The organism is Thiomicrorhabdus sp. 6S3-12, from assembly GCF_017571475.1.
Taxonomy (GTDB): Bacteria; Pseudomonadota; Gammaproteobacteria; order Thiomicrospirales; family Thiomicrospiraceae; genus Thiomicrorhabdus.
In genome coordinates, this window is sequence record NZ_JAGETW010000003.1 from 121,269 (window position 1) to 143,337 (window position 22,069).

At 48.4% G+C, this 22,069-nt stretch carries 15 protein-coding genes; 6 read left to right on the forward strand and 9 right to left on the reverse strand.

Annotated features, from left to right (window positions below; genetic code table 11):
* The first annotated feature begins 96 nt into the window (after window positions 1-96).
* The 3 genes from J3999_RS04800 (at window position 97) to J3999_RS04810 (ending at window position 2,469) form a co-directional block, all read left to right on the forward strand.
* A complete protein-coding gene (locus J3999_RS04800) occupies window positions 97-384 on the forward strand; it encodes a late competence development ComFB family protein (RefSeq protein ID WP_208126820.1) in 288 nt (95 codons plus the stop codon).
* 443 nt (window positions 385-827) lie between these two features.
* Window positions 828-1,148, forward strand: a complete 321-nt coding sequence (locus tag J3999_RS04805) for a c-type cytochrome (RefSeq protein WP_173284175.1) — start codon at window positions 828-830, stop codon at window positions 1,146-1,148.
* A 22-nt stretch (window positions 1,149-1,170) separates the two neighbouring features.
* A complete protein-coding gene (locus tag J3999_RS04810; protein ID WP_208126821.1) occupies window positions 1,171-2,469 on the forward strand; it encodes an NAD(P)/FAD-dependent oxidoreductase in 1,299 nt (432 codons plus the stop codon).
* A 95-nt stretch (window positions 2,470-2,564) separates the two neighbouring features.
* Here the strand turns inward: J3999_RS04810 and clpB are convergent, their stop codons facing one another.
* Window positions 2,565-5,132 (reverse strand): ATP-dependent chaperone ClpB, encoded by a 2,568-nt coding sequence (gene clpB, locus J3999_RS04815; RefSeq protein ID WP_208126822.1) that lies wholly within the window; start codon window positions 5,130-5,132, stop codon window positions 2,565-2,567.
* Between the two features lie 162 nt (window positions 5,133-5,294).
* On the opposite strand from clpB, the gene J3999_RS04820 reads away from it, so the two are divergent.
* Window positions 5,295-6,194 carry a YdcF family protein gene (locus J3999_RS04820; RefSeq protein ID WP_208126823.1) on the forward strand — a complete coding sequence of 300 codons (900 nt, stop codon included), beginning with the start codon at window positions 5,295-5,297 and terminating at the stop codon, window positions 6,192-6,194.
* Between the two features lie 88 nt (window positions 6,195-6,282).
* Here J3999_RS04820 and hemN read toward each other — a convergent pair whose 3' ends face one another.
* Entirely contained in the window at window positions 6,283-7,665 is a 1,383-nt protein-coding gene (gene hemN / locus J3999_RS04825; protein WP_208126824.1) for an oxygen-independent coproporphyrinogen III oxidase, read from the reverse strand.
* Window positions 7,666-7,817: 152 nt separating this feature from the next.
* The gene (gene rlmKL, locus J3999_RS04830) at window positions 7,818-10,046 is read right to left on the reverse strand and encodes a bifunctional 23S rRNA (guanine(2069)-N(7))-methyltransferase RlmK/23S rRNA (guanine(2445)-N(2))-methyltransferase RlmL (RefSeq protein WP_243755315.1); all 2,229 of its coding nucleotides are present in this window, start codon (window positions 10,044-10,046) and stop codon (window positions 7,818-7,820) included.
* Window positions 10,047-10,174: 128 nt separating this feature from the next.
* Between rlmKL and J3999_RS04835 the strand changes: the two genes are divergently transcribed.
* Window positions 10,175-11,434 (forward strand): lytic murein transglycosylase, encoded by a 1,260-nt coding sequence (locus J3999_RS04835; protein ID WP_208126825.1) that lies wholly within the window; start codon window positions 10,175-10,177, stop codon window positions 11,432-11,434.
* A gap of 37 nt (window positions 11,435-11,471) precedes the next feature.
* Here the strand turns inward: J3999_RS04835 and J3999_RS04840 are convergent, their stop codons facing one another.
* The 6 genes from J3999_RS04840 to murJ form a co-directional block, all read right to left on the reverse strand.
* Complete coding sequence (locus J3999_RS04840) at window positions 11,472-12,254, reverse strand: hypothetical protein (RefSeq protein WP_208126826.1); 783 nt, start codon at window positions 12,252-12,254, stop codon at window positions 11,472-11,474.
* 229 nt (window positions 12,255-12,483) lie between these two features.
* Window positions 12,484-13,455: a hypothetical protein gene (locus J3999_RS04845; protein WP_208126827.1), complete on the reverse strand. Its 972-nt coding sequence runs from the start codon at window positions 13,453-13,455 to the stop codon at window positions 12,484-12,486.
* A 548-nt stretch (window positions 13,456-14,003) separates the two neighbouring features.
* A complete protein-coding gene (lspA, locus tag J3999_RS04850) occupies window positions 14,004-14,486 on the reverse strand; it encodes a signal peptidase II (RefSeq protein ID WP_208126828.1) in 483 nt (160 codons plus the stop codon).
* Window positions 14,487-14,673: 187 nt separating this feature from the next.
* Window positions 14,674-17,529 carry an isoleucine--tRNA ligase gene (gene ileS / locus J3999_RS04855; protein WP_208126829.1) on the reverse strand — a complete coding sequence of 952 codons (2,856 nt, stop codon included), beginning with the start codon at window positions 17,527-17,529 and terminating at the stop codon, window positions 14,674-14,676.
* Complete coding sequence (gene ribF / locus J3999_RS04860; protein WP_208126830.1) at window positions 17,526-18,509, reverse strand: bifunctional riboflavin kinase/FAD synthetase; 984 nt, start codon at window positions 18,507-18,509, stop codon at window positions 17,526-17,528. Before ribF ends, ileS begins: the two co-directional genes overlap by 4 nt.
* A gap of 123 nt (window positions 18,510-18,632) precedes the next feature.
* Window positions 18,633-20,162 carry a murein biosynthesis integral membrane protein MurJ gene (murJ, locus tag J3999_RS04865; protein ID WP_208126831.1) on the reverse strand — a complete coding sequence of 510 codons (1,530 nt, stop codon included), beginning with the start codon at window positions 20,160-20,162 and terminating at the stop codon, window positions 18,633-18,635.
* A gap of 187 nt (window positions 20,163-20,349) precedes the next feature.
* Here murJ and J3999_RS04870 point away from each other — a divergent pair, with 187 nt between their 5' ends.
* Window positions 20,350-21,981, forward strand: a complete 1,632-nt coding sequence (locus J3999_RS04870; protein WP_208126832.1) for an acetolactate synthase large subunit — start codon at window positions 20,350-20,352, stop codon at window positions 21,979-21,981.
* Window positions 21,982-22,069 lie beyond the last annotated feature (88 nt).

Here is a 22,069-nt window from a genome sequence, read left to right on the forward strand (position 1 = left end):
AGCGCGTAATCAATTCCCTGATTTCGCGCTTTTTTTATGCGCTTAAAACCGGTAAAGTTGTCTCATCAATCTGCACAATCTTATGGAGCCAAGGGCATGATGGACAGTATTCACAACTACTATGAACGTCTCGTAATCGAAGAAGTCCAAACCCATTATTCCGATCGGCTTGAGGACGAGTTGCTTGCCGATATGGCTTGCATTGCACTCAACTTAATTCCGCCGCGCTACATCCGCTATGACATTGATATGTCGTTCTTCCTAACGCCCAAAGAACGCATCAAAATAGAAGAGAAAGTGCATAAAGCCTGCCGTAAAGCCTATAAGAAGATTCTCGAACTGCCGAAGAAAAGCTCGTCAGAACCGCCACAACCAGTGGTGTAATTTTTCTATAGTGAAAGCACAAATCGTCCGTTTGATGATTTTACTTGCGAGCCCTCACCAGAAACTTTCGTATTTCCAACGCTCACTGCCTTCTCAACCCTCGCAAAACCCTGCTTTTTTAAACACATTACCATTTCATTAAATATATTGTTTTTATTGCCGGATAAACCAGGCCCAAACAAAATCCACTCATACTTCACTAAATTGAATTAATACGACGAGATTTCGGTATTTTTATACCCTATTTTAACAATATTATTCACTCTCAGTTTTAAGGACTCAGTAAACAACCTTAATAATAGAAATTACTTATCATAGCAACACAGAATTTATTAGAAATAAAACACATTCCTTGGAGAATAGCTGTTGGTTAACAGTTAAAGAAATTTACTAAGCTGTTTAACTTATATATAAAAAATAAAACTACTCAATAGAGGTTGTTTATGCAAAAAACACTATCACGTCTGGCGAAAATTATGGCGATAGCTGCGATCGCCCCCCTTTCGTCGGCAGCTCAAGCTGGGGAGATCTCCAACGCAGAACTTTCAGCAACGACATGCTTTCAGTGCCACGGTGCAGAAGGTAAAGCCTCCGGAGGCTCAATTCCTCCTTTGGCTGGCTACCCTGAAAAAGTGATGGTTCAGCAGCTGCTGGACATGAAATCGGGTAAACGCGCCTCAACGGTTATGGGACGTCACGCACTGGGTTACAGTGATGACGAAATTCGCGCCATTGCCAAGTATCTTGGCAGCCTAAAACCCTAACTAAACGAGTGGAGCTTCAAGCATGTTAAAACGTAGATCTTTAATTAAAGCGATGGCGGCCACCGGTTTCGGTGGATCACTAATGGCGACTCTTCCTGGCTGTTCTTTGAATGGTACAAAAGGCTCATCGGATGCGGCACGCGTCGTAGTAATCGGTGGTGGTTTCGGTGGTGCTTCGGTAGCCAAGTATCTCAAGCGATTTGACAGCTCAATTGATGTCACTTTAATTGAGCCTAAAAAAAGCTATATGACCTGTCCTGGTTCAAACTGGTATCTGGCCGGCTTGGTGGACGCTAAAACCATCACTCATTCCTATGAATCGCTACGCGATAAACACGGCGTCAATATTATCCATTCAACCGTATCGATGGTCAGCCCGGCTGCCAAACAGGTTACATTGAATGACGGACGCGTTCTGGATTACGACAAACTGGTGGTATCTCCCGGGATTGAATTTAAATACGATGCGATCGAAGGTTATTCGGAAGATGTCATCGAACAAATTCCACACGCATATAAAGCCGGCCCGCAAACCGAACTTCTATATAAGCAGATTCGTGAAATGCCTCAAGGCGGTACTTTTATCATGTGCCCTCCAGGCAACCCGTTCCGCTGTCCTCCTGGTCCGTACGAACGTGTATCGATGATTGCCGATTACTTCAAGCGAAATAATCCGACTGCAAAAATCATTATTCTTGATGCCAAAGACAAGTTCTCTAAACAGGGACTTTTCCAGGAAGGTTGGAAAGCGCTGTACGGCGACATGATTCAATGGATCAGTGCCTCTTCCGGCGGGAAAGTCTCACATATTGATGCAAAAACCAAAACGGTTTATACCGACTTTGGTCAATATAAAGCTGACGTGTTGAATATCATTCCGCCGCAAAAAGCTGGAAATATCGCATTTGCCGCCGGTTTGACCAACGATTCCGGTTGGTGCCCGGTAGACCAGCAGACCTTCGAATCGACCATTCACCCTGACATTCATGTCGTGGGAGACTCTTCGATTGCCGGTAAGATGCCTAAATCCGGGCACTCTGCGGCAAGCCAAGGTAAGATGTGTGCGGCATCGATTGTCGCTAAATTGAACGGTTACACCGTTCCGACCGCGAAAAACGTTAACACCTGCTACAGTCTGGTTGGTGCCGACTACGGTATTTCGGTTGCGGCTGTGTATCAGCTGGTTGACGGCAGTATCGTTCCGGTCAAAGGTGCCGGAGGCGTCAGTCCGATGGGAGCGGACGCAGGCTTCCGTAAAAACGAAGCCAACTACGCTCACGGCTGGTATAAGAGCATTACCATGGATCTTTGGAACAGCTGATTCCCAGTCGTTCAGATTCAGAGCGTAAAAAAGCCCGGGATTGGTTTCCAACCCCGGGCTTTTTTATATTGGCAATCGCTATAAAACGTGATTGATCAGCTTAAAACAATCTCTCCGTCCCGCACATCCACATGGATAGTTGCCCCTTGAGCAAACTCCCCTTGCAAAATTGCTTGCGCCAACGGGTTTTCCAGACGTTGCTGAATAACGCGTTTAAGTGGGCGTGCACCGAATAACGGATCAAAACCGGCTTCGCCAAGTAGATCCAATGCAGCATCGCTGATTTCAAAACCGATCTCACTTGCGCCAAGTCGGGCTTTAAGGCCCTGCAACTGAATTGAGGTAATCGAACGAATCTGCTCTCGCCCCAGCGGATGAAAGACGACGATATCGTCAATACGGTTAATGAATTCCGGACGGAAATAGCCACCGACCACCTCCATTACATCCGCTTTCATCTCGTCGTAACTCGCTGTTTGCGCCTTCTCCTGAATCAGCTGCGATCCCAGGTTCGAAGTCATGACAATTACGGTATTTTTGAAATCCACCGTACGCCCCTGACCGTCGGTCAAACGTCCGTCATCCAACACCTGAAGCAGGATGTTAAAGACATCCGGGTGCGCTTTCTCCACCTCATCCAACAGAATCACCGAATACGGTTTACGACGCACTGCTTCGGTCAGATAACCGCCCTGCTCATAACCGACATATCCGGGAGGCGCACCGACCAGTCTCGCGACGGAATGTTTCTCCATGAACTCCGACATATCGATACGCACAATCGCATCGGTGGTATCGAAAAGGAAATCCGCCAGAGCTTTGGTCAACTCGGTTTTACCCACCCCTGTCGGCCCCAGGAACAGGAAAGAACCATTTGGACGATTCGGATCGGACAAGCCGGCACGCGAACGGCGAATCGCGTTCGAGACCGCTTTCACCGCCTCACTTTGACCGACAACATGCTGTTCAAGTTCCTCTTCCATACGCAACAGCTTGTCTCGCTCGCCTTCCATCATTCTGGCGACCGGAATTCCGGTCCAGCGAGCGACGACTTCGGCGATTTCCGCATCCGTGACCTGGTTTCGCAACAGCTTATTGCCGCCATCTTCCTGAGCCTGCTGCTCTGCGGCTTCGGCTTCACGGATTTTCGCTTCCAACTCGGGAATTTTGCCGTACTGGATTTCCGACATTTTGGCCAGATCACCGGAACGCTGCGCCACTTCCAATTCGGTACGCGCCGCATCCAACTGCTCTTTCCACTGCTGCGCGCCCTGTAGAGCCGCCTTGTCGCGTTTCCAGACCTCTTCCAGATCGGCATACTCTCTTTCCAGAGTTGCCACTTCTTCATTCAAGCTCTCAAGGCGTTTTTTGGAAGCCTCATCTTTCTCTTTTTTCAGCGCGACCTGTTCGATTTTCAGCTGAATCAAACGACGATCAAGCTTATCCATTACCTCCGGTTTGGAATCGATCTCCATTCGAATACGCGAAGCCGCCTCGTCGATCAGGTCAATCGCCTTATCCGGCAGCTGGCGATCGGTAATATAACGTTGCGACAATTTAGCCGCGGCAACAATCGCCGGATCGGTAATAGCGACACCGTGGTGAATTTCATAACGCTCTTTCAGGCCGCGCAGAATCGCAATGGTATCTTCTTCGGTCGGCTCATCCACCAGCACCTTCTGGAAACGTCTTTCCAGAGCGGCGTCCTTTTCGATGTTTTCGCGATATTCGTCCAGAGTCGTCGCTCCGATACAGTGCAGTTCACCGCGAGCCAGTGCCGGTTTAAGCATATTCCCGGCGTCCATCGAGCCTTCAGTCTTACCGGCTCCGACCATGGTATGAATTTCGTCGATAAACAGGATTACGCTGCCTTCCTGTTTTTCAAGATCTTTAAGCAGCGATTTGAGGCGTTCTTCAAACTCGCCGCGGTACTTTGCGCCCGCCAGTAGACCGGCCAGATCCAGAGACAGCAGACGCTTGTTTTTCAAACCTTCAGGAACTTCGCCGTTAACGATTCGCTGCGCCAAACCTTCGACAATCGCGGTTTTACCGACTCCTGGTTCACCGATCAGCACCGGATTGTTTTTTGTACGGCGCTGCAACACCTGAACCGCTCGGCGGATTTCATCATCACGCCCGATTACCGGATCCAGTTTTCCTGCCTCGGCTCGCGCCGTTAAATCCAAGGTGTATTTTTCCAACGCCTGACGGTTTTCTTCTGAATGCTGGTCTTGCACGCTTTCTCCTCCACGGACTTTATCAATCGCTTGTTCCAGTTTGTTTTTATCGGCACCGGCTTTTTTAAACAGTTCGGCCGCCTCGTCCTGCACTTCCAGCAAAGCGGTAAAAAACAGTTCGCTGGCAATGAAACGGTCACCGCGTTTTTGTGCTTGCTTATCCATTAAGGTTAGAATGGAAGCCGCTTTCGGTGATAGCTGCAGATTCGCGTTACCGCTGACGGTCGGCAGTTTGCCGATTTTGTCGCTGACATTCGATCTCAGTAATGATAGATCGACCTGTGCCAACTCAAGAAGCCCGGACTGCTCATCCAGCAGTACCGACAGAATGTGTACAGGTTCGATATAGGCATGATCCTTACCTACCGCCAAGGATTGGGCCTGCATCAAAACCGACTGAAATTGAGAAGTAAATTTATCTTGCATGATCACTCCCTTAAAACTCTATTTGGCTATTGATATAGGGATGAAAATTGGCCTTTCAAGCAACTTAAATCAATTTCCGTGATTTTTATAGAGAAATCTGTCTTGATAACAGGTTTAATTGAGTCTGAATAATTTTAGGGAAGCGCGAAGAGAAAGAGTGTTATGGATAATCTGTTTTTTATGTTTTCCAAGATCGCCTGGGCGTTTCTCAGTCCGAGTAATCTACTGATTCTGATACTGACACTCGGCGTCTTTTTTCTGGCGATTAACCGCATTGCAACAGCCAAAAAACTGTTGATTCCTACCGCCCTGTTCTTTTTCTCACTGATGGTTTACCCGATCAGCGATTATTTGATTGAACCGCTTGAAAACCGCTTCCATAAACCCGAAACACTGCCGGATAATATCGACGGCATTATCGTCCTCGGAGGCGGCGAGGATCTTAAGCGATCGGACAGCTGGCAAGTTGCCGAGCTCGGACAGGGAGCCGACCGCTTTATCGCCGCTTCGGAATTGAGTATTCTGTACCCGGACGCGCCGATTTTCTTCAGTGGCGGCAGCAGTTCTATCCGCGATAAAAAAACGCAAACCGTCTCCAGACTGGCACCGAAAATTTTTCAGCAAATGGGTGTGGATCTCAAGCGCATCCGTTTCGATGAGAAAGCGCGCAATACCTATGAAAATTTTAAAAATCTAAAACCGATGCTGCCGAAAGAAAACGGCAATTATCTGCTGATAACCTCGGCGTTCCATATACCAAGATCCGTCGGCATCGCACGCAAACAGCAGATCTCCGTAATCCCTTACCCGGTCGACTACCGTTCGAACTCCGCGGAAAACCGCTATTTCGACATCGATTTCTATGACCGTCTTAAAGCGTTGGAACCGGCCTGGAAAGAGTGGATCGGCTTAACCGCTTACTATTTCACCGATAAAACCAGCTCCTGGTTTCCCAAGCCGCTGGCACATGACTTAACCTTGGATATTCATCCGCAAAACCCGGAACAATTCAGGGAATTCGCCCGCGAGACAGACAAAAGCGCCGACAAGCCGCTATCCTGAATACAGCCTGATGCCGTTTAAGCGCTCTAAAATAAAACTCCCGCCAGTAGCGGGAGCAAAATCGAGCGATGCCGAAAAGTGCAAACGATCAAATCACCTTTGAGAAGCGGTTCTGCATATCCGGTTTCAAATAGGCATCAAACACCATACAGATATTGCGAATCAGCAGACGTCCTTTGGTGGTAACGTAGAGATCGTCCGTGGTCATTTCAATCAGACCGTCTTCGATCATCGGCTGCAGGTTTTTCAACTCTTTGGCAAAATACTCGTCAAAACGAATATTCCACTGTTTATTCAGCACGGCAAAATTGAGATGAAAATGTGAAATCAGACGGGTAATCACATCGCGGCGCAATTCGTCATCTTCGCTCAATTGAACGCCTCTAAAGACTGCCAGATGACCTTCATCGATCGCCTGATAATATTCCTGCAGACTCTTGCGATTCTGTGCATAGGTGTTATTGATCAAAGAGATCGAAGTCGCGCCCATTCCGACCAGATCGCAATCGGCGTGCGTCGAATACCCCTGAAAATTTCGGTATAGCGTCTCGTCGCGCTGCGCAACAGCCAACTCGTCATCCGGCTTGGCGAAGTGATCCATTCCGATATAGATGTAACCAGCCTCCAGAAGGCGCTCGCTGGCGGCATGCAGAATTGCCAGTTTCTCGTCCGCAGAAGGCATGGCTTCAGGATCCATCTTTTTCTGCGTCGGGAAAAGGCTCGGCATATGCGCATAGTTGAAGATCGAAAAGCGATCCGGCTCCGCTTCCAGAACGCGATCCAAGGTATGAATGAAGCTTTTGGCATTCTGATGCGGCAAACCATAGATCAAATCCACATTGACCGACAGGAACCCGGCTTCGCGCGCGCCTTCCAGTACAGCAAACGTCTCCTCCTGAGTCTGAATCCGGTTAACCGCTTTCTGCACCTTCTCGTCGAAATCCTGAACCCCGAGGCTCATGCGGTTGAATCCCAGATCACGCAGCAATTTGACCGACTCTTTGTCCGCCTCGCGCGGATCGATTTCGATTGAATACTCTCCCGAATCATCGTCGAACAGATTGAAATGCTGACGGGTTTTCTGCATCAGCTGCGCCATTTCATCATTATTCAGAAAAGTCGGCGTGCCGCCGCCCCAGTGCAATTGCTCGACCTTGCGCGAAGAATCGAAGAGTTCCGCCTGCATTTCAATCTCTTTGAACAGGCGTTCAAGATAAGGCGTGGTTTTCGAACGGTCGCGAGTCCAGACTTTGTTACAGGCACAGAAAAAGCAGACCGTATCGCAGAAAGGAATATGGAAATACAGCGACAAGCCGCGACCGGAGTGATTGCTGCGCTCGGCGGCTTGACGATAATCCTCGAGCGTAAAGCTCTCGTCGAACTGTAACGCCGTCGGATAGGAGGTATATCGGGGTCCGGTCTGGTTATAGCGTTTAATCAAATCGCTATCAAACTGAATACTCTGCTGCATTATCCGCTCCTTTGAATTTTCAATGACCGACAAGCATAAGCGAAAGCTGAAATAAACAAGTTATTCTCGCTCAAGAGCGCCTGCCACTTAACTTTGAAAGTCTCGACCCTATTGCGAATTTTGCGCAGTTTTACCCGGTTTTAGTGCAAATTTCAGTCGTTCTTTTTCGACCGGATCAACCAAACCTGGTGAATCTTACTGTTACGCTTGAAGTCCTGAGGCATCGTCTCCTGAGTGACATCTTGCACGGCAAACTGCATCTGCACCAGTTCATCAAGCTTAAATTTGCGCAAATTATTCGAAAACACCATCACACCGTCGGTTTTTAGCAACGCCATCGCCTGGCGAATCAGCCAGCCGTGATCGCGTTGAATATCAAGAATTCCTTCCATCTTTTTAGAAGATGAAAACGACGGCGGATCCATAAAAATCACATCGAATTTCTGCATGGATTGATCTTTAGCTTTTTCCTGCAGCCAAGCAACCACGTCGGCTCTCTCAAGCTGGTGCTTACGGTCATCAATCTGATTGGCCCAGAAATTGTGCTGCGCCCAGTACAGATAGGTTTTCGACATATCAACACTTAAACTGGATTTCGCTCCGGCCACCGCTGCTTCCGCGGTCGCGGTCGCGGTATAGCAAAACAGATTCAAAAGGCTCTTGCCTTGTGCCAGCGAAGCCACCTTGGCGCGCACATCGCGATGGTCCAGAAACACACCAGTATCAAGATAATCGGTAAAATTCACTCTCAACTTGGTGCCATTTTCGGCAATCGTGAAATATTCCTGATTCTCTTCCATCTTCTCATACTGGCTCGTGCCTTTCTGACGCTCACGCACCTTGAAGATAATTTTTGCCGCATCAATCTCGAACACTTCCGGCAGAACCGCCATTACCTCGTTCAGGCGCTTTTTGGCCCTACCGCGGTCTACCGACTTAGGCGGCGCATATTCATTGACCACCAGCCACTCGCCGGCCTCCTGAGTATGATAATAATCAATGGCTACGGCATATTCCGGCATATCGGCATCATACACGCGGTAAGCGTGCACTTTATTCTTCGTCGCCCATTTACGCAGTGTTTTCAGGTTTTTGCGCAAGCGATTAGCCACCATCTGCGCACCTTCGGACTGCGCCAGATCCGGGAAAAACTGTTGAACCTGTTCGGCCAGATTAATCCCGCCTTTCAAAGCCGGTGCCCGGTGTGCTGATGCTTCGATATCAAAACGCAACAGCTTACAACTCAATGGACCGTTGGCGAATTCATGCGAGCGTTTAGCCTTTATCCCCAGATACATACCCAGTTCCGGATTACAGGTCAAAATCGCCGCATGCCAACCCTCAAATTGGTTTTTCAGATAGTTACCCAGTTCCAGGTACGTCTGTTTGACCTCTTCGAGTTCACCCAATCGCTCTCCATAAGGCGGGTTGCAAACTACCAGTCCGGCCTGCCAGTCCCCCCAGCGACTGCCCTGCTCGACGGTCATCTGTTTGATTTCAATACTGTCGGCATAGCCGGCCGCTTCAATCGCCTCCTGCGCGATCTTCAGAGATTTATGCGACGCATCCGAACCATAGATATCCGGCAAATGACGCAAACCTTCCGACTCACGCTGCTCGGCTTCGGCGATCAGCTGGTTCCATAGTTTTCGATTATGCTGTTTCCAGAAATTCAATTGCATCCGTTCGGCCTTCTCCAGCCCGGGAGCCAGATCGGAAGCCATCATCGCTGCTTCAATCAAAAAAGTACCCGAACCGCACATAGGGTCATACAGGCAGCCGCCCTGCTTGGCGATTTCAGGCCAACCGGCGCGCATCAGAATCGCCGCCGCCACGTTTTCTTTCAGCGGCGCAGTCACTTGCTGACCTTCACGATAACCGCGCTGATGCAGGCTGTAACCGATAAGATCGAGACTTAAAGTCAGCTTGTTTCGGTTCAGGTGCCCGTGAATCCTCAACTCAGGATTAATGGTATCCACCTTAGGCCGCGAATTAGCTCGCTCGCGGAAATGATCGACGATTCCGTCCTTGATTTTGAGCGCGCCGTAATGGCTGTGATCAATCCCCATTCCCTTACCGGAAAATGAGACTGCAAAAGAACCGAAAGCATCCATATGCTGACTCCAGTCGAGCTTGGCGACCTCGGTCGTCAACTCTTCCTGATTACTCAAAGTCGTTTCCAGAAGCGTCAAAAAGATTCGGTTTGCCAGGCGCGACCATAAACAACAGCGATACAGCACTTCTTCGTTTGCCTGAAATGCAACGCCACGCGGCTGAGCCTTGACCTCGCTGGCGCCGAGAGCGATTAATTCCTCTCTGCAAAGTTCACTTAAACCACCGGCTGTGGTAGCAAAACAAGAGTGCATGGTCTGGCTATTCATGACTTTTCCTTCAATCTTTAATTGCTGCTCATTTTATCCGCTTTTGGCTGTTACTTTGGCTTTGTTTCAGTAGAATAGGGAAAACTTATCCATTCAAATATATAGAGATAACTTTTAGAGGGGCTTCGATGTTTAAACCAAACCGACTTTGCTTAAAGTCAGGCGCCCGCGGGCTTGCTCTGACCGTTCTGAGCGGTGCACTTTTCTGGAACCAGGCCTCTGCCGAAGAGATCGTTTTCAGTCCTCAGGACCAGGAGCAGTTTCAGGAGTGGATACAAACGTTTAAACAGCAAGCCCTGTCGCAGGGAATTTCTCGCCAGACCCTGGATTCGGCATTTTCCAATCTGACACTAAGCGATAAGATCCTGCAATCGGATCGAAAACAACCGGAATTCACCCGTACCTTTTTTGAATATCTGCAGAGAGCGGTTTCACCTACCCGAATCGAGAACGGAAAATCGAATTACCGGCAGCAATCGGAGCTCTTAAAGCAAGTCGAAGCGAAATACGGTGTTCCCGGCGTTTATCTGACCGCCTTCTGGGGAATGGAAACCAATTATGGCGCTTACACCGGGTATGACCCGATCATCCAATCACTGGCCACCCTTGCATTTGATCCGCGACGCAGCCGTTTTTTCTCTAAAGAACTTATCGCCGCACTGAAAATTCTCGATCAGGGACACGTAACGCTTGAAGAAATGAAAGGTTCATGGGCAGGTGCTATGGGCCAGGTTCAATTCATGCCGAGCAACTATCTGAAATACGCGGTTGACGGTGACGGCGACGGTAAAATCAATCTATGGAAAAGCATTCCTGACGCCCTGTATTCGGCAGGCAATTTCCTCAATCAGCTTGGTTGGCAGGCTCAGCAGGAATGGGGCGAAGAGGTGAAACTGCCGGAAGGCTTTGACTACGCTTTGGCCGACGGAAAAACACGCCGCCCTATTCAAGACTGGCAGGCAATGGGCGTACGTACGATCAATGGTGAGGATTTAAGTACCAAGATTGATTCTGCGATACTGGTTCTTCCCGGTGATTACCGAGGCCCGGCCTTTCTAGCCTATGACAACTATAAAGTGATCAAACGCTGGAACAACTCGACCAATTACGCAATCGGCGTTGGCTATCTGGCCGATCAGATCCGCAACAAGCCGAAACTAAGTAAAAGTCGTCCGGAAGATGATAAGGGGCTGAGTTATGAAGAAATTACCGAAATTCAAAACCTGTTAAATCAACTGGGCTTCAATGTTGGTAAAGCGGACGGCATTGCCGGCTCGAATACTCGCAGTGCTTTACGAGATTTCCAAAAATCGATCGAAGTGCCAGCTGATGGCTACCCTTCTTTAAGAATGCTGAAATACCTGCGACACGCCATTAACAACGCCTGATCTTACGCATTGCTTCCTCCTGCATACGGCAAGGATGCTAAATGGATTCGTATGGTGAGAAATCGTCTTCTTCGTTAAGTGCCGCACTCAATTCCAAATTCGCCATAGATGGCAGATTTGAAACGTCTTCTGAGAAATAACCACTGAGGTCAACCGCCTGAACCAACTGCTGTACCAGCGCTTCAATCTGGCCTCCAATGGTTCCGTCCTCCAAAGAAGCATAATCAAGAAAGTATTGCAGATCCCTATGGATGACATCGTTATTCGTCTGCGTTTCAGAAAGCGATACATTATCCGATACAGGAACCGACTCCCCCGTCAAAGCCTCTTCAAGTGAAAGTAATTCTGCCGTTTTCGAAGGAGATAAACGTTCAGCCAATAAATCCTCAGCCAAGGCATGCTCATCCTGCGAGCTTAAGAACAGACTATGATCGTCAAGCAAAGCACTATCAACAAAATTTTCCGAAGCCATTGACTGATTCAGCAACTCTGTCAGACTACCCAAAACCTGATTCAAACCGTTATCAGGATTAGCCAGAGCCAATTCAACCACCGACTGGATAAAGCTGCTGCTACTGGAAACTGCTTCTGTCTGCGCATCCACATTGAGGTTAACGACATCGGCGTCCAGTAAGAGTTTTTGATTTTCGAAAAGCGTGATTACTCTGTCGTCAGACAAGTGTACGGTACAAGCAGCATCGTTTCCGGTCAGGACAAACTCATTGAACTGCACCGAATCGCCCGCTTTCGCCGTATGCAAAGCACTGCCGGAGGCGATCTGTACGACACCCTCTGCCGACTCGATTTTAGCCACTTCCATTTTTCGTCCTCCGCTCTCGCTACTTTGCACCCATAGAGTAAACATCGTTTACAAAAATATATTACTTAAAACTAAAAAGTTTGCATACTGTCCTTAAGGACAATACGAAAAAAAGCAAAAATAGCAGAATCACTCAAAAAAAGAAGAGTAAAGGAATTAGGGCATTAACTTGAAGGTAATAAAAAAGCACCCATTGGGTGCTTTTTACCACTTCGAGAAAAACGAGGGCTTAGAAAGAAAGCAGACCGCCAAGATCCAGCGAAGAATCCGACCCTAGAGACAGAAGATTCATTACGCTTCCGGTCAAAGACGCATCACCACTACCGTCAGCAGAAGCGCTGCCGCTTGCGGAACCGCCGAAATCCAGTCCACCAAGCAGACCGTCTAGCAGATCATTACCCCCAAGATCCAACAATCCAGCGATGTCCAGAACACCACCCATGTCACCGCCTGTCAGACCGCCAAGAGCTCCGGAAATCATTCCATCTTCGCCAAGTAGCGCATTCGTTACGTTATAAGCAGGGAAAACATGATGCAGAATGCCGGCGGCCGCCACCATGTTTTCACCACCTGCGTTAGGGAAAATATCCGGAATCACCATATCGACGACATCGCCAACCAGCGGTAGACCTTTAGCAAAACCGACAACGACATCCAATGAATCCGGATCCGCTAGATCACCCGTACTTTCCGAGGCAAAAAGCGTTCCCGCCGGGATGTTGCCGCCGATAGCATTTCCGCCAAGAGAAATATCGTGAAGAAGTCCGGTCACCATACCGACCTGATCACCAAGCGGACCTTCGTGCAAGGTCGTGATGATTCCAGTTACAGGCCCTTCAAGTGCCGGAATCGCTTTCAAATGTCCCACCACGGCACCAAGCGCATCACCACCCAGTTCACCCTCTGTTGTATTAGGGGCAAGAACCGGCAGCAAAGCGGAAAATGCAGGAAGGGTTTTAAGTAGCGCGACAGTATTATCAATCAGAACAGGACCCGGAGCGATTTGATGCAGAGTGGAAATCAATGTATCACCCGCAGGAAGTGCTTTCACAGCACCGATAATATCCATGATGTTTGTCGTATCGTCCGAAGGAGTCGCCTGGTCATAACCGGTAACTGCCTTGGTGTTCAAAATGTTCACTAGCGAAAAAATCGCGTCAGATGAGTCTGTTTTACCAGCATTCAATAAATCAAGTGCCATCTTATCTATACTCCGAATATTTTATATAATGATCGGTCAATGTTTTTATTCCTGCAGGCACTTAGAATTTTATATTTTGGCCTGCTCATTAAATTGACAGCACCAATCTTACCCAAGCCAGTAAACAATCTCTACACCCAAAAACCTCAATAATTCATTTTTTTACTGTAAAAATTATTTAAAAAAAATATATCTTTAATTTTCAACAAGTTACATAAAAAACAGGCTTTATCATATTTTTTTATCTTCAAATAGAAGTAATATTTTTCAGTTTTTACTAATACTTTTCTATAAGACATATAAAGCCACAATAAGACGATTATTTTTAAATTAATTCAGTGCATTAATGCGCAAATAAAACTAAGACGCTACAAACAGTGCACTTAATACACAATACAATTATCTTATAGCCAGAATTATGAATTGACATCTGACAGAATGAGAAGAGACGCACAGACAGGTATTCCGTGCGTTTTTTTGGCCACCTAGACCTCTGAACAGAAGCTTTGCCTAGAGAAAATAAAGATCAAACACTGCCAAGCCGTTTGCTACGAACGATTTTCTTTTTTTAAGAACAGTTCACTCAAAACCAATGCGATGGCGCCAAGCGTAATAGCAATATCGGCAACATTAAAGGTTGCATAATGCCAGGTGCCTATATAAAAATCGATAAAATCCGTCACCTTACCTTGCATCACTCTGTCGATAAGATTACCGACTGCACCGCCCAGAACGAGGTTGATACTGACGGTTTCCAAAGAGACTTTTGCCGGTAATTTATACAACCACCACAGTAAGAAACTGCTCATCGCTACCGCTAATCCTACGAAGAACCATCTCTGCCAGCCGCCCATATCCGCTAGAAAACTGAATGCTGCACCATGGTTGTATGCCAACGTCCAATTCAAATACGGCAAAACCGCAATCGGCTCGCCAAAACTCAAATAGGAAACGGCCAGATATTTCGTGAGATGATCAAACAGGATTACCAGCACGGCAATCCACAAGGTTTTTAAAGCAGTGGCACTCATTATTGCTCGCCTTTAAAAGTCATAAAAAAACCACGAAGACTTCTCTCGTGGCTCTAGAAAGTTAATTTCTGCTCAGGTCGCCATCTGCGTTATGCCATTTCAAGGCAGAAAATGTGAGCTTATCAATATAAGCAACCATTCTCTAACACTGAAATGGCTTACCAGATTAGTGAAATAAGTCTATAAATTAAGCGAAGTGACGGACTTCGCCCTCACCCTCGACATTATCCACACAACGTTGACACAGATCCTCATGACCCTCAATCGAGCCGACCTCTTCACGATGGTGCCAGCAACGGGCACACTTGGCATGTTCGGTGGCCTTCGCTTCAATCCATAGACCATTTACTTCGGATTCGATCGCCGTTGCAGTTTTTTCTGCTGCAGGCAACACTTTCGCTTCCGATGTAATCAAAACAAAACGCAACTCTTCATCAAGCTTGTTCAATTCCGCATACAGCGTTTCATCGGCAAACAAAGTCACTTCCGCAGTCAACGAGCCTTTAATGACCTTGTCGTTACGCAACTGTTCAAGCTGTTTAGAAACCGCTGAGCGCACATCCATAATTTGCGTCCAGTAATCCGAATTCATATCCGTGGTTTCATCCAGCATCGTCAAACCTTCGTACCAGGTCGCGACAAAAACCGTTTTTTCTCGTTCGCCCGGAATCTCTTGCCAGATTTCTTCAGCGGTAAAACTCAGAATCGGCGCGATCCAGCGCGTCATAGCCTCAACGATATGATACAAAGCGGTCTGTGCCGAACGACGTGGCAAACCATCCGCCTTACAAGTGTATTGACGGTCTTTGATGACATCCAAATAGAAAGCCCCCAGTTCAATTGAACAGAAATGGGTCACTTTCTGATAGATATTCAGGAAGTTGTACTCATCGTAGGACTCGACAATCTCTTTCTGCAACTGAGCAGCATGACCGACAGCCCATTTATCAAGAGGCAACAGATCCTCGTAGGCAACCATATCTTCAGCCGGATTAAAGCCGTTGATATTGGCCAATAGGAAACGCGCGGTATTACGGATACGGCGATATGCGTCTGCAGTACGGCTGATGATCTCGTCGGAAACCGTCATTTCATAACGGTAATCGGCAGCTGAAATCCATAAACGCAGGATATCCGCACCCAATTTATTAGCGATCTGCTGCGGCGCAACGACATTCCCTTTGGACTTAGACATCTTTTTACCGTCTTTATCTACAGTGAAACCATGCGTCAGCACCTGCTTGTATGGGGCTTCGCCGTCAGTCGCCAAGGCCGTCAAAAGGGATGACTGGAACCAGCCACGATGCTGATCGGAACCTTCCAGATACAAATCAGCAGGCGTTTGCAGTTCTGCGCGCTCCTTAAGCACCGTCTGATGCGAAATTCCGGAGTCAAACCAGACATCCAGAATATCAGTGACTTTTTCATAATTGTCCGCTTCATCACCTAACACTTCCGCCGGATCAAGGTCATACCAGGCGTCGATCGATTTTTCTTCGACCATAGACGCAACCTGCTGCATGATCTGGACCGTTTGCGGATGCATCTCACCAGTCACTTTGTGTACAAAAATCGTAATCGGCACACCCCAGAAGCGCTGACGGGAAATACACCAGTCAGGACGCCCTTCAATCATGCCTTCGATACGGTTTTGACCCCACTCAGGAACCCATTTGACCTGCGGAATCGCTTTCAATGCAGCATCACGCAGTCCCACTTCTTCCATAGAGATAAACCATTGCGGCGTGGCTCGGAAAATCAGCGGCGTTTTAGTACGCCAGCAATGAGGATAGCTGTGCTCGATCACTTCAATATGCACCAGCGCCTGATGTTCTTTCAGCACTTCGATGACATGATCGTCGACATTCAATACATTCTCACCTTCGAACAATGGCGTTCCAGCGACGTAATTCCCCGCACCATCAACCGGGCAATCCACTTCCAGATCGTACTTCTGACCGACCGCAAAGTCTTCAACACCATGCCCCGGCGCGGTATGTACACAGCCGGTACCGGCCTCGGTGGTAACATGATCGCCAAGGATCAGAGGCACGATTCGCTCATAGAAAGGATGCTGCAGACGGATCAGGTCAAACTGTTCCCCTTTACCGTAAGCAATCACTTTATATTTATCAAACTCCCAGCGAGCCATGGCGTCTTTGATCATCGCCTCGGCAAGGAACAGACGTTCCGGCCCGTTCTCGCCTTCCACCTGAACCACGGCATATTCCAGTTCCGGGTTGATCGATACCGCCTGGTTGGCAGGAAGAGTCCAAGGTGTCGTCGTCCAGATAACAACTGAAAGAGGCCCTTCTCCGGTATGGTCTTCAACGTGATGACAACGCTTAAAGAACGCTTCTTCATCAACCACTTTAAAACGCACATCGATCGACTTGGAGTGTTTATTCTCATACTCCACTTCCGCTTCAGCCAGTGCCGAGCGACCGCCTACTGACCAGTAAACCGGTTTGGTTCCCTTAACCAGGTGACCGTTTTCGATGATTTTCGCCAGCGCACGGATTTCGTCCGCTTCGAATTTGAAATCTTTGGTCAGATAAGGGTTCTTCCAGTCGGCCATAACCCCCAGACGCTGAAAATCAGCCATCTGCCCATCAACCTGCTTCTGAGCATATTCTCGGCACGCTTGACGGAAATCGGTCGCATTGATCTTAACGCCAACCTTGCCCTTCTTCTTCTCGACATTCAGTTCGATCGGCAGACCGTGACAGTCCCACCCTGGAACGTAAGGCGCATCAAAACCGCTAAGACCTTTGGATTTGACAATCATATCCTTCAGAACTTTATTCACTGCATGGCCGATATGAATATCCCCATTTGCATACGGAGGACCATCATGCAAAATAAATTTCGGGCGTCCGGCCATATGCTCTCGAACCGTTTCATAAAGCCCGTCATCTAACCAGGTTTCAACCTGTTTAGGCTCGCGGTTCGGCAGATTTCCGCGCATAGGGAATCCTGTCTCCGGCAAATTCAAAGTCGGTTTATAGTCAGTGGTTTGACTGTTCTGGTTATCTTTGCTCATGCGTTACTCTCTAAAACGTCAATCTGTTGCGCGTTCAAATAATATTCTTCAAAAAACTGTCTCGCCTGCGCGGCATCTTTCTCTATCTGCACGCGAAGCTGTTCAATGCCATCGAATTTCATTTCCGGACGGATAAAATGGCGTAATTTAACAATAATATGTCGACCGTATAAGTCCTGCTGCCAATCAAACAGATGCACTTCAATCGACGGTCTGATTCCATCCACTGTCGGTCGCAACCCGATATTGGCTACGCCCGGCCAGGATCTGTCGGCAATGCCATCGACTTCCACGGCAAACACCCCTTGAACCGGCATCTGCATTCGTTTCGGATTCAGATTCAAAGTCGGAAAACCAATGGTTCTCCCCAGCTTCTGGCCGTGAATCACCCGACCGCTAAAACCGAAAGGTGCCCCCATCAAACGCTCGACACGGGCCAGATCCGGTTTTTCAAGTTCTGTACGGATGCGCGTACTACTGACGCGCTCATTATCGATACAGTAAGTCGGCATATCCGTAACCGTGAAACCGAATGTTTTACCCGTTTCCTGCAAAAAGGCAAAATTGCCTCGACGTTCCTTGCCGAAGCGGAAGTCGTCACCAACGACCAGATGCTTGACCGCAAACGCATCGACCAGAATCTGTTCAACGAACGCTTCTGCCGTCATATTGGCGAACTGCTCGTTGAAATGAACACAAAGTACATAATCGATATGGGTCGAATTGAAGGCTTGCAGCTTCTCGCGCAGATTCATCAAACGAACCGGAGCCTTATCCGGAGCAAAATATTCAATCGGCAGCGGTTCGAAAACCATAACTACGCTGGGCAGCCGAAGCTGCCGGGCTTTTTTCGAGACTTCCTGCAAAACCCGACTATGGCCTAAATGAATACCATCGAAGTTCCCAATCGTTAAAACACAACCTTCGGAAAATTGCGCTCTAAAACGAGTCAAATTGTGCAGTCCGCGAATCAGTTGCATTTCTGTTTTACTGGGCCGTCATTTAAAAATTGAGCCGTAAATTATAGCTTATAGAGGCCCTTAAAGTCAGTTACTGATTCACGATATAACGAAATTTTATTAGTAAATCAATTCGTTAAAAACCTATCGTTTCAGAAGCCGCTTCGGATTAAGTCCTACCGCCACTAAAATCACAATATAAATCACGATCGACCCGAAGACCAACAGCGCCAGCCAGCCAAGACGCTGCCAGACATCGAAAGCCAGCCACTCGGAAATATCCGGATTGACCGCGACAAGAAATCCGATCAAAGCGATATTCGCGACCAAAATTTGCAAACTCAGCTTTACCCAGCCCGCCATAGGCGAAAAAACACTCTGCTTTCTCAAGTACCAGTACAGCAGCCCCGCATTCACAAAAGCGGATATCGAAGTCGCGGCCGCCAGACCGACATGGGCAAAAGGCCCGATCAACAGCAGGTTAAGCACCGTATTCGTTACCAAAGCGATAACGGCGACCCTGACCGGCGTTTTCATATCCTTGCGCGAATAAAAGGCCGGCGCAAGAATCTTAACCAGAATAAAGCCGAGCAGCCCGAAAGAGTACGCCATCAAACTCATACCCGACATGGATACATCTTTTTCGGTAAAGGCACCGTAGTAGAACAGGCTGACGATCAGAGGCTCCGCCAGCAAAAGCAACCCCAGCATAGCCGGGACGCCGATCAGGAAGACCAGTCGCAAAGCGGAATCCAAGTCCTCCTGAAATCCTTGCCAATTTTCGTTCGCCGCTTTTTTAGACAACCCCGGCAAGACGACCGTCGCCAAAGCCACGCCGAAAACGCCAAGAGGAAACTCCATCAAACGGTCGGAATAATACAGCCAGGAGACCGATCCTGTGACCAGAAAAGAAGCCAGAATTGTATCGACCAACAGATTGATCTGCGCCACGGAAACACCGAACAGAGCCGGCAACATCAAGCGTTTTACTTCACCGACTCCGGGATCCGACTCCCGACTCGGCGATGGCAAAAGCCCGAGTCTATACAGAAACGGCAGGTGAAACAGCAGTTGTACCACCCCGGCAACCAAGACCCCCCAGGCAAGCGCCATAACTGGAATATCCAGTAAAGGCGACACCCAAACGGCAAAAGCAATCAGAACCAGGTTCAGAAAAACCGGCGTAAAGGCCGGAACGGCAAACTGATTATAGGTATTCATAATCGCCGAGGAGAACGCGACCAGAGAAATCAGCAACAGATAGGGAAAGGTGATCGCCAACATATCCGAGGCGAGTGCAAATTTTTGCGGATCATCCAGGAAACCCGGCGCAAACACCATCATCCAAAGCGAAGAGCCGAAAACCCCGAAAGCGGTCAGTAGCAGCAAAATACCACCGAGCCGGAAGCTGATTGCATTAACCAGATGTTTAACCGCCTGCTTACCGCGTTTTTCCTTGGCCTCCGCAAGAACCGGGACAAATGCCTGCGAAAAAGCCCCTTCCGCAAACAGGCGACGAAAAAAATTCGGAATCTTAAAGGCGACAAAAAAAGCGTCCGCGCCCATTGAGGCACCAAAATAGCGGGCGATCACCACATCCCGAATAAAACCCAGGATGCGTGAAATCATGGTCATACCGCCAACCGTTGCAGTCGCTTTTAAAATCTGTTTCAAGTCCCGTTCCTACATTCAATGCGCAAAATTTACAGGCATTTTAGCAGAGCTTGCCCTCAGTAAAAGCCAGTGCCGACCTTCAATTGACCTTATTCGCCGGAAAAATTGCACAAATTTATTTTTATACTGAATTATGCGAATATAGAACTTGATTCCCAAACTAATGTCTGCGACAAAGGACTCCCTCATGAAAGCGGCTGAATTGTTTGTCAGGTGTCTCGAAAACGAAGAGGTTGAATATATTTTCGGCATTCCCGGAGAAGAAAATCTCGACCTGATGGACGCCTTGTTGGATAGCGACATTCAGTTCATTTTGACCCGCCATGAACAAGGCGCGGCCTTTATGGCGGATGTTTACGGACGTTTGACCGGAAAGGCCGGCGTCTGCCTCTCTACGCTGGGGCCCGGTGCGACCAATCTGGTTACCGGCGTCGCCGATGCCAATATGGATCGCGCGCCGGTCGTCGCAATCGCCGGTCAGGCCAGCACCAACCGGCTGCATAAAGAGAGCCACCAGGTTCTCGACCTGGTCAATCTGTTTGAACCGATCACCAAATACAGCACGCAAATTCTGACACCGGAGATTATTCCGGAAGTCGTGCGTAAAGCATTCAAAGTTGCAGAAGCGGAAAAGCCCGGCTGCAGCTTTATCGACTTTCCGGAAAATATTGCCGAAAAACGTCTCAATAAAAAACCGCTTAGACGACAAAGTCCTCTTCCTTCTTTTGCGCATTCCGAAAAAATCCGCCAGGCGGCGGAACTGATCAGTCAGGCGCGTTATCCGGTTATTATCGCCGGCAACGGCGTTATCCGCTCCAAAGCGAGCCATGCACTGATCGAGTTTTCCAGCAAATTGAATATCCCCGTCGCCACCACTTTTATGGCCAAAGGTGCTTTACCCTGCCGCAGCCCGCTTTCATTAGGCACAATCGGACTACAGGCGCACGATTACATTTCCTGTGGAATTGACCAAGCCGATCTGATCATCTGTGTCGGCTATGACATCGTCGAATATCATCCGCAACTCTGGAATCAGGAAAGCAACTGCAAAATCATTCATATCGACAGCAAACCGGCCGAGGTCGATGAATTCTACATTGTCGAAGCTGGCTTGATCGGCGATATCGGACACGCCCTGCAAGGAATCGCGGCACTGAGTGACCGTCACCCCGAAAGCCCCTATTTACCGGTCAAAAAAGAAATTGAAAAGCACTTCCACGAGTTCGATCTGGACGAAAGTTTCCCGATCAAACCGCAGAAGATCCTGCATGAATTGCGCCAGGCGTTGGACGCCGAAGACATTGTAATTTCTGATGTCGGCGCCCATAAGATGTGGGTTGCACGCATGTACCAGACTCAGGCGCCCAATACCTGCATTATCTCCAATGGATTTGCCTCGATGGGGATTGCTCTACCCGGGGCCATTGCCGCCAAACTGGCCAAACCCGAACAGATTGCGGTCGCTGTCACGGGCGATGCGGGTTTTTTGATGAATATTCAGGAAATCGAAACCGCCGTACGCTTGCAGATCCCGATTATTGTTCTGATCTGGAACGACGCCAGCTACGGCCTGATCAAGTGGAAACAGATGAATCAGTTCGGACGTGAAAGCCATATCGCCTTCGGTAATCCTGACTTTATAAAGCTGGCCGAAGCTTTCGGAGCAAAAGGGTATCGCATCGATTCGGCAGAATCCTTAAAACCCACCCTGCAGCAGGCGATCCAAGACAATACCGTTGTGTTAATCGATTGTCCGGTGGATTATTCGGAAAACCTGAAACTCACCGAAGAGCTCGGAAAAATGATCTGTCCGGTTTAGCGAACGTAACGAAAGCTAACGGTAAAAAGCGGATATAAAAAAACCGGGCAATGCCCGGTTCTTTTGTAACGCAATTAAAGCAGGCTAA